Annotated in this window: 7 protein-coding genes; 1 reads left to right on the top strand and 6 read right to left on the bottom strand. The window is 69.1% G+C overall.

The window, feature by feature from the left end; translation table 11 throughout:
- Positions 1-136: 136 nt before the first annotated feature.
- The 3 genes from ACFWJX_RS14755 to ACFWJX_RS14745 all read right to left on the bottom strand — a co-directional run bounded on the left by ACFWJX_RS14755 (position 137) and on the right by ACFWJX_RS14745 (position 3,355).
- Positions 137-1,432: a DUF2637 domain-containing protein gene (locus ACFWJX_RS14755; RefSeq protein WP_383241846.1), complete on the bottom strand. Its 1,296-nt coding sequence runs from the start codon at positions 1,430-1,432 to the stop codon at positions 137-139.
- Positions 1,433-1,508: 76 nt separating this feature from the next.
- Complete coding sequence (locus tag ACFWJX_RS14750; RefSeq protein ID WP_383241843.1) at positions 1,509-2,417, bottom strand: DUF3558 family protein; 909 nt, start codon at positions 2,415-2,417, stop codon at positions 1,509-1,511.
- A gap of 119 nt (positions 2,418-2,536) precedes the next feature.
- The gene (locus tag ACFWJX_RS14745) at positions 2,537-3,355 is read right to left on the bottom strand and encodes a DUF3558 domain-containing protein (protein ID WP_383241840.1); all 819 of its coding nucleotides are present in this window, start codon (positions 3,353-3,355) and stop codon (positions 2,537-2,539) included.
- A 203-nt stretch (positions 3,356-3,558) separates the two neighbouring features.
- Here ACFWJX_RS14745 and ACFWJX_RS14740 point away from each other — a divergent pair, with 203 nt between their 5' ends.
- On the top strand, positions 3,559-4,752 hold the full coding sequence (locus tag ACFWJX_RS14740) for an RtcB family protein (protein ID WP_383241837.1): 1,194 nt from the start codon (positions 3,559-3,561) through the stop codon (positions 4,750-4,752).
- A gap of 95 nt (positions 4,753-4,847) precedes the next feature.
- Here ACFWJX_RS14740 and ACFWJX_RS14735 read toward each other — a convergent pair whose 3' ends face one another.
- From ACFWJX_RS14735 to ACFWJX_RS14725, 3 genes are read right to left on the bottom strand one after another with little or no spacing between them, the layout of a single operon-like run.
- A complete protein-coding gene (locus ACFWJX_RS14735) occupies positions 4,848-5,600 on the bottom strand; it encodes a tyrosine-protein phosphatase (protein WP_383241834.1) in 753 nt (250 codons plus the stop codon).
- A 28-nt stretch (positions 5,601-5,628) separates the two neighbouring features.
- On the bottom strand, positions 5,629-5,808 hold the full coding sequence (locus ACFWJX_RS14730) for a hypothetical protein (RefSeq protein ID WP_383241831.1): 180 nt from the start codon (positions 5,806-5,808) through the stop codon (positions 5,629-5,631).
- The gene (locus ACFWJX_RS14725; RefSeq protein ID WP_383241828.1) at positions 5,805-6,581 is read right to left on the bottom strand and encodes an SDR family NAD(P)-dependent oxidoreductase; all 777 of its coding nucleotides are present in this window, start codon (positions 6,579-6,581) and stop codon (positions 5,805-5,807) included. The genes ACFWJX_RS14730 and ACFWJX_RS14725 overlap by 4 nt, the downstream gene beginning before the upstream one ends.
- Between the last annotated feature and the right edge of the window lie 16 nt (positions 6,582-6,597).

Genomic DNA, 6,597 nt, shown 5'->3' with positions numbered 1-6,597 from the left:
CAGGGTCGGCCGCGGCCCGTCCCCGGGTTGTTGGAGACCCTCCTTTCATAGCTGGTGGTGGGGCCGCCGCTTTATCACCGGGCGCCCCCCCTCCTCGTACCGCTACCGCATCCGCATACCGCCTACTGCTCACCGCTTACGCGATGTGGTCATCCTGAAGCTCCGCCGTGTGGCGGTTGGTGAAGCGGGCCACCAGGCGGTCGGCTTCGCGCTGCGGGAGCGTGGTGCCGAACGTCGCCTCCACGTCGCCCCTGAACTGGCCCGAGGTCGGATAGCTGCCGTCTATCGACTTCTTGAAGACCAGGTAGAAGTCCTCCTCGTCCGGCTCCGGAGAGCCGCCGCCCTCACCCAGCTCACGGGTGCGGCCGGGAGCCACCGGGATCGGGAAGCTGCCCGTCTCCTCCGGAGAAGGCTCCTGCGACGGAGGTTCCTGCTGGTACTGCTGCTGGTACTGCTCCGCCTGGAGCTGCTCCTGGTACCACTGCTCGTACTGTTCCTGCGGGTCGTACATGGGGTCGTAGCCACCCTGGTAGGCGATCTCCTGGGCGGGCGGCTGGAACCACGGGCTCTGCTCCTGCTCCGGGTCGTTCTCCGGATGACCGGGGTCCGGGGCCGGGACGGGGCGCTGCCCGCCGGGAGCCGCCGCGGCGGCCGGTACCTGCGGGGTCTCCGCCGGCGTCAGCGCCTGCTGTGCCTGCTGCGTCTGCAACTCCTGCCTCGGAGCCGGCGGCAGCAACGCCGGCTCTATGCCCGCCGCCGCCAGGCCCGAAGGGGCCGTCTCCGCCAGGGGAACGCCGTAGCGGGCCAGGCGCAGGGGCATCAGGGATTCCACCGGAGCCTTGCGGCGCCAGGCCCGGCCGAAGCGCGAGCGGAGGCGGGCCTGGTAGACGAGACGTTCCTGCTCCAGCTTGATGACCTGCTCGTAGGAGCGCAGCTCCCACAACTTCATCCGCCGCCAGAGGAGGAACGTCGGCAACGGCGAGAGCAGCCAGCGCGTGAGCCGCACGCCCTCCATGTGCTTGTCGGCCGTGATGTCGGCGATCCGGCCGATCGCATGGCGGGCCGCCTCGACGGACACCACGAACAGGATCGGGATCACCGCATGCATGCCGACACCCAGCGGATCCGGCCACGCGGCGGCACCGTTGAACGCGATCGTCGACGCCGTCAGCAGCCACGCCGTCTGCCGCAGCAGCGGGAACGGGATACGGATCCACGTCAGCAGCAGATCCAGGGCCAGCAGGACACAGATACCCGCGTCGATGCCGATCGGGAACACGTAACTGAAGTTCCCGAAACCCTTCTGCAGAGCCAGCTCACGGACGGCCGCATAGGAGCCCGCGAAGCCGATCGCGGCGATGACCACGGCGCCGGCCACGACCACACCGATGAGAATGCGGTGCGTCCGAGTCAGCTCGATTGGCGCTGCCACCCGTACTTCCCTCCCCTTGCGTGTTGTTGCGCGCAACAGGGTGGCACATGTGTGCGGCTCACGCGTTGCCGGTACGTCAGCTCTTCTTCGCGGCCGACGCCGACGCCGATGCGGAGGCCGAAGCCGAAGCCGATGCGGAAGCGGAAGCCGACGGGGACTTCGACGACGTCTTCGACGGCGCCGGCGACGAACCACCGCCCGCACCCTCGCCGTTGGCCGCCTCGACCGCCGCCACCGCCTCCTTCGCCGCCAGCTCCGCCGACTTCACCAACGCGGCCGCGTCCGGCGTCTTCTCACCCGCCAGTCCCGCACCGTTGTAGTCAACCGTGACCACCACGTTCTCCACACGCGAGACGACCGTCTGCTGCTTGAAGGCGCCCTCCGACTTCTTCAGGTCGTACCGCACCGTCGTCGCCTGGTCACCCGTACCCGCGAGCGCCTGCGACTTCGCGTTCTTCGCACCCGCCGTCGCCGCCACGTCCTGGACCTGCTTGGCGTAGTACTCCTGCGCCTGCTGCTCACCACTGCTCGCCGCGTCCGTCTCGAAACGGACCAGAGACACGTTCAGCCAGCGGAACTGCGAACCCTTCACACCGTTGTTGTCCAGGCTCGACCAGGAGCACGAGGCCCGCGCCGCGGTATCACTCGACGCCCCCTCCTTCCCCTTCGCCGGGGCCTTCGGCACCAGCGCGGTCAGGGTCTTCGTCGACAACACGCCACACGCCTCGGGCAGCGCACCGTACGCCGCCGCCTGCACGGTCGGCTCGGCACTCGGGGACGCACTCGCGGACGCGCCGCCACTCTTCTGCGCCGCGGCGTCGTCACCGGACCCGGAGTCTGAGCCGGAGGAGCAGCCTGCGGCGATCAGCATCACGGGTACTGCGGCCGCCGCGGCCAAGAGGCGGTTCAAGCCTCCCGCACGCATCGTTCGCCGGGCTCGCTGGTCGTCTCGCTGGGCTCGTCGCTGCATGGTTCCTTCACTCATGACGCTCGTGGTTCCTGCGGTCGGATCGGGGTCCGGGGGGCCACGGTACGCGGTGAAGAACCTGTGCGTTTCCGCTTCCAAGTCACCGGACACGAGGGGTTCGTGTGCGTGAAGTGGCCTCAGCCGGCCAGGGAATCGGCGAGCTGCGCCGCCAGATTCCGGGCCCTGTCCTGCATTTCCTTGCTGTCCGGGACGACGCCGACCGACGCCGCCTGCTCCTCGTACTCGATCGTCACGATGACGTTCGACGTGCGGAACGCCACAGTCACCATGCGCTGTTTCGCCGTCGAACCGGAGCTGGCGAGCACGTCGTTCAGGAAGGCCTCGTCACCGAGATCGTCGAGGAGACGGGGCTGGAGGTCGGCGGAGGCGGAGGCGGAAGCAGAGGCGGATGCCGATGCCGATGCCGATGTGGAAGGGGAGGGGGAGGTGGCGGCGGAAGCAGGAGCGGCGGGTGTCGTCGCCGTCGGACTGCCGGACGGGCTGGGCGCCGGGAGACCGGCCGCCGTCACCTTCCCGGCGAACAGCGTCTCCGCCTGACTGTCGTCACTGACCGCGTTGTCGTACGACACCACGCGCTCGAGGTCGACGCTCAGATGGTCGATGGCGTCCGTGGACTCCACCTTCCAACGGCAGCCGGCCTTGCGGTCCGTGTCGAACGTCAGCGTCGCCTGGCCCCGATAGGCGTTCTCGCGCTGGGTCTCGTCGGGGATCCGACGGATACCCGGCAGGAGAGAGTCGAGAGTGCTGCGGCCGACCGCTCCGCAGGCCTCCGGCAGGGCGTCGTAACGGCCCGGCTCGGCGGCGGCGGTCACGGTGCCCGCGTCGCCCGGATTGGAGTTGTCCGTCGCGCCGCCGTCGTCCGAACTGCTCGTGCAGCCGGCCAGCAGCGCCGCGAGGAGTGCGGCGACGCCGGGTACGTACGCCTTCCGCTGCACGGTCGGCTCCTCTCGACGGTCACATCGTGGATGGCAGTTCCAGTGTCCCCACTGGTTAATCGCTTGCCGGACGGGGGCGGCCCCAGCAGACAATGTGTATCGCACGCAACACCGTGGATGCCGGTCCGCCGTCCTAATTGGCCACCTTGGCACCGGTTTTGCGATTTATGACTTCTGTTGGTTTCCGGGGGAATGAGGACGATATGTCGTACGTGGAAATGCCGGGCGCGAAGGTTCCCATCCGCATGTGGGCCGACCCCACGACGGTCGAGGACGGGGCGCTCCAGCAGCTGCGCAACGTCGCCACCCTGCCGTGGATCAAGGGCCTGGCCGTCATGCCGGACGTCCACTACGGCAAGGGTGCGACGGTCGGTTCGGTCATCGCGATGCAGGGCGCGGTGTGCCCGGCGGCGGTCGGGGTCGACATCGGCTGCGGGATGTCGGCGGTCAAGACGTCCCTCACGGCGAACGACCTGCCGGGGGACCTGTCCCGGCTCCGGTCGAAGATCGAGCAGGCGATTCCGGTGGGGCGGGGGATGCATGACAGTCCCGTCGAGCCGGGGCGGTTCCATGGGCTGGCCACCGGGGGGTGGGACGGCTTCTGGGGGCGGTTCGACGGGGTCGCTGAGGCGGTGAAGTTCCGTGAGGAGCGGGCCACGAAGCAGATGGGGACGCTCGGATCCGGCAATCACTATATCGAGCTGCTGTTCGATGATGAGGGTTCGGTGTGGCTCACGCTGCACTCCGGCTCGCGGAACATCGGCAAGGAACTCGCCGAGTTCCACATCGGTGTGGCGCAGAAGCTCCCGCACAACCAGGGCCTGATCGACCGCGATCTCGCCGTCTTCGTCTCGGACACCCCGCAGATGGCGGCGTACCGCAACGACCTGTTCTGGGCGCAGGAGTACGCGAAGTACAACCGCACGATCATGATGGCGCTCCTGAAAGACGTGGTCAGCAAGGAGTTCAAGAAGGCGAAGCCGACCTTCGGGCAGGAGATCTCGTGCCACCACAACTACGTGGCCGAGGAGCGGTACGAGGGCATGGACCTGCTGGTCACGCGGAAGGGCGCGATCCGGGCGGGCTCCGGTGAGTACGGGATCATCCCCGGTTCGATGGGTACCAGCTCGTACATCGTGAAGGGGCTCGGAAACGAGAAGGCCTTCAACTCGGCCTCCCATGGGGCGGGTCGGCGGATGAGCCGGAGCGCGGCCAAGCGTCGCTTCACGACGAAGGACCTGGAAGAGCAGACGCGGGGCGTGGAGTGCCGCAAGGACTCCGGCGTCGTGGACGAGATCCCGGGTGCCTACAAGCCGATCGAGCAGGTCATGGACCAGCAGCGGGACCTCGTCGAGGTAGTGGCGAAGCTGAAGCAGTTCATCTGCGTGAAGGGTTGACGCATGATGCCCCCGGGAACCGGGGGCATCATCGACTCGCAGGTAGCTGGGCATGGGCATGGGCCTGGGCACGTGGCCAGGTTCACTCCTGTGAGTTACCTGCCCGCTGAGGGCTCCAGGAGGTTCGCGCGCAGGGTCGCGGAGAGCGTCTCCGGGTCCAGGCCGAGGGCCTTCTCGACGTAGCTCTCCGTGGAGCCGTAACGGGAGGTCAGTGCTGCCAGGTACAGGCGCATCACCGACTCGGGGGCGGACAGGTAGTACGGCCAGGTGGGGGAGTTGCCGTGGTGGCGGGTGCGCCAGTCTGCGAGGAGGGCCGTGGTGGCGAGTTCGGTGAGGGTGTAGTCCTCGATGATCAGGTCCTCGTCGATGCCCAGGAGGCCGAGGATCAGGGCGGCGAGTTGGCCGGTGCGGTCCTTGCCGGAGGCGCAGTGGAAGACCAGGGGGGCGTCCGTCTCGGCGATGAGTCGCAGGGCCTCGCGGATCTCCTTGGTGCCGTCCTCCGCGACTTCCATGTACCGCTCGGCGAGGTAGGGGCCGGGCTCGACGTCGGGTGTCTGTGCCGACTGGTCGTAGTAGCGGTGTTCGATGCTGAGGTTGCGGTACGTGAGGGAGGGGTGGGCCGGGACGCGGCCGGCGCGGTCCGCTTCCCAGGGGTGGCGAAGGTCGATCACGGTGCGGATGCCGAGGGAGAGGAAGCGGTCCCAGTCGGGGGTGTCCGGGGTCAGTTTGCCGAGGGAGTCGGAGCGGAAGAGGCGGCCCGTGCGGATGCGGTGGTGGCCGTCCGGGGTGCCGTAGCCGCCCAGGTCGCGGAAGTTGTGCAGGGTCTCGAAGGGGAGGCGTCTGTCCATGCCGGTAAGGACTTGCGGCGGCACGGGCTCAGTTCCCGTGCTTGACGGCATAGATCATCACGAAGGCGATGATGTGGATGCCGAAGAGGAAGTACGCGAGGAAGTACCAGACCTTGCGTTCGTCCTTGCTCTCCTGGGCCAGGCGGCGTTTCTCCGCCGCCCGCTCGGGGGTGTCCCGGCCCGCGTCGTCGCCTTCGTCGGTCGTCACGGTTCCCGGTGGACCTTGGTGTTGGAGGCCTGGGCGCGGGGGCGCAGGACCAGGAGGTCGACGTTGACGTGGCTGGGGCGGGTCACCGCCCAGGTGATGGTCTCGGCGACGTCGTCGGCGGTGAGGGGCTCGGCCACGCCTTCGTAGACCTTCGCGGCGCGGTCCTCGTCGCCGCCGAAGCGGGTGAGGGCGAATTCGTCGGTCCTGACCATGCCGGGGGCGATCTCGATGACGCGGACGGGCTGTCCGACGATCTCCAGGCGGAGGGTCTCGGCGAGGACGTGGGCGCCGTGCTTGGCGGCGACGTAGCCGCCGCCGCCCTCGTAGGTGCCGTGGCCCGCGGTGGAGGAGACGACCACGACCGTGCCGTCGCCGCTCGCGACCAGTTTGGGGAGGAGGGCCTGGGTGAGGTTGAGGGTGCCGATGACGTTCGTCTCGTACATGGTGCGCCAGTCGGCGGGGTCGCCGGTGGCGACCGGGTCGGCGCCGAGCGCGCCGCCCGCGTTGTTGACGAGGACGCCGATGGTGCGGAACGCGGTCGCGAACTCGTCGACGGCCGTCCGGTCGGTGACGTCGAGCGGGTACGCCGTCGCGGAGCCGCCCGCCGCGGTGATCTCCTCGGCCAGCGCCTCGATGCGGTCCTTGCGGCGGGCGGTGAGGACGACGCGGTAGCCGGCCGCGGCGAGCTGCCGGGCGGTGGCGGCGCCGATGCCGCTGCTCGCACCCGTGATGACGGCGATGCGGGACGCGGCGGACGGGGCGGCGGTGGCCATGGGGGCTGCTCCTCGG

The organism is Streptomyces sp. NPDC058335, assembly GCF_042723915.1.
Taxonomy (GTDB): domain Bacteria; phylum Actinomycetota; class Actinomycetes; order Streptomycetales; family Streptomycetaceae; genus Streptomyces.
Note: the sequence above shows the minus strand (reverse complement) of the source record. Positions and strands in the feature narration are given on the sequence as shown.